Annotated in this window: 1 rRNA gene (running past both ends of the window); it reads left to right on the forward strand. The window is 53.4% G+C overall.

Annotated elements, in window-relative coordinates:
* Positions 1-2,500 (forward strand): 23S ribosomal RNA (locus NKI46_RS16080) (it extends past both window edges: 165 nt to the left, 137 nt to the right).

Here is a 2,500-nt window from a genome sequence, read left to right on the forward strand (position 1 = left end):
ATCTGCTGCTGTGGTTTCCAAGTATCGATAATAGGTAACTTATCCTGAATACATAGGGATAAAGTGGCGAACGCGGGGAACTGAAACATCTAAGTACCCGTAGGAAAGGACATCAACCGAGACTCCGGAAGTAGTGGCGAGCGAACCCGGACCAGGCCAGTGGCGATTGAGAGACAAGCGGAACCTTCTGGAAAGTAGGGCCATAGTGGGTGACAGCCCCGTACGCGTAATGCAATCAATCGTCCTCGAGTAAGGCGGGACACGTGAAATCCTGTCTGAAATTGGGAGGACCACCTTCCAAGCCTAAGTACTCGTGCATGACCGATAGCGAACTAGTACCGTGAGGGAAAGGTGAAAAGCACCCCGACAAGGGGAGTGAAAGAGTACCTGAAACCGATTGCCTACAAACAGTGGGAGCCCGTAAGGGTCACCACGTACCTTTTGTATAATGGGTCAGCGACTTAGTGTGACGAGCAAGCTTAAACCGCTAGGTGTAGGCGCAGCGAAAGCGAGTCTGAACAGGGCGTTCAGTTCGTCGCATTAGACCCGAAACCGAGTGATCTAGCCATGAGCAGGTTGAAGGTAAGGTAACACTTACTGGAGGACCGAACCCATAACTGTTGCAATAGTTCGGGATGACTTGTGGCTAGGGGTGAAAGGCCAATCAAACTCGGAAATAGCTGGTTCTCCGCGAAATCTATTTAGGTAGAGCGTCGACCGAATACCCCAGGGGGTAGAGCACTGGATGGGCTAGGGGTCCTCACCGGATTACCAAACCTAACCAAACTCCGAATACCTGGGAGTACTAGTCGGCAGACACACGGCGGGTGCTAACGTCCGTCGTGAAAAGGGAAACAACCCTGACCTACAGCTAAGGTCCCCAAGTTATGGCTAAGTGGGAAAGGATGTGAGGATCCCAAAACAACCAGGATGTTGGCTTAGAAGCAGCCATCATTTAAAGAAAGCGTAACAGCTCACTGGTCTAAATAAGGGTCTTTGCGCCGAAAATGTAACGGGGCTAAAGCCATACACCGAAGCTTAGGGTTTGGTCCGCAAGGGCCAAGCGGTAGCGGAGCGTTCTGTAAGCTGACGAAGCCGTACCCGTGAGGGGTGGTGGAGGTATCAGAAGTGCGAATGCTGACATGAGTAACGTAAGGGGAGTGAGAGACTCCCCCGCCGAAAGACCAAGGGTTCCTGCTTAAAGCTAATCTGAGCAGGGTTAGCCGGCCCCTAAGACGAGGCGGAAACGCGTAGTCGATGGGAACCACGTTAATATTCGTGGGCTTGGAGGTAGTGACGGATCGCACAAGTTGTCCAATCTTATCGGATTGAACGGGCAGCGGAGCGGTTCCAGGAAATAGCTCCTCCTTATAAACCGTACCCGAAACCGACACTGGTGGTCAGGTAGAGTATACCAAGGCGCTTGAGAGAACTATGCTGAAGGAACTCGGCAAATTGCACGCGTAACTTCGGAAGAAGCGTGACCCTTTTCTACGCAAGTAGAGGAGGGTGGCACAGACCAGGGGGTAGCGACTGTTTATCAAAAACACAGGGCTCTGCGAAGTCGCAAGACGACGTATAGGGTCTGACGCCTGCCCGGTGCTGGAAGGTTAAGAGGAGGGGTGCAAGCTCTGAATCGAAGCCCCAGTAAACGGCGGCCGTAACTATAACGGTCCTAAGGTAGCGAAATTCCTTGTCGGGTAAGTTCCGACCTGCACGAATGGCGTAACGACTTCCCCGCTGTCTCCAGCATAGACTCAGTGAAATTGAATTCCCCGTGAAGATGCGGGGTTCCTGCGGTTAGACGGAAAGACCCCGTGCACCTTTACTATAGCTTTACATTGGCATTCGTAGTGGCATGTGTAGGATAGGTGGTAGGCTTTGAAACCTGGGCGCCAGCTCAGGTGGAGCCACCCTTGAAATACCACCCTTATTACTATGGATGTCTAACCGCGGCCCGTTATCCGGGTCCGGGACAATGTATGGTGGGTAGTTTGACTGGGGCGGTCGCCTCCTAAAGAGTAACGGAGGCGCGCGATGGTGGGCTCAGAACGGTCGGAAATCGTTCGCTGAGTGCAATGGCATAAGCCTGCCTGACTGCGAGACTGACAAGTCGAGCAGAGACGAAAGTCGGTCATAGTGATCCGGTGGTCCCGCGTGGAAGGGCCATCGCTCAACGGATAAAAGGTACGCCGGGGATAACAGGCTGATGACCCCCAAGAGTCCATATCGACGGGGTTGTTTGGCACCTCGATGTCGACTCATCGCATCCTGGGGCTGGAGCAGGTCCCAAGGGTATGGCTGTTCGCCATTTAAAGCGGTACGTGAGTTGGGTTCAGAACGTCGTGAGACAGTTCGGTCCCTATCTGCCGTGGGTGTAGGAATATTGAAAGGATCTGTCCCTAGTACGAGAGGACCGGGATGGACGGATCTCTGGTGGACCTGTTGTGGCGCCAGCCGCATAGCAGGGTAGCTATATCCGGACGGGATAACCGCTGAA

The organism is Mesorhizobium sp. M0615 (genome assembly GCF_040320805.1).
In the GTDB taxonomy this organism is placed as follows: domain Bacteria; phylum Pseudomonadota; class Alphaproteobacteria; order Rhizobiales; family Rhizobiaceae; genus Mesorhizobium.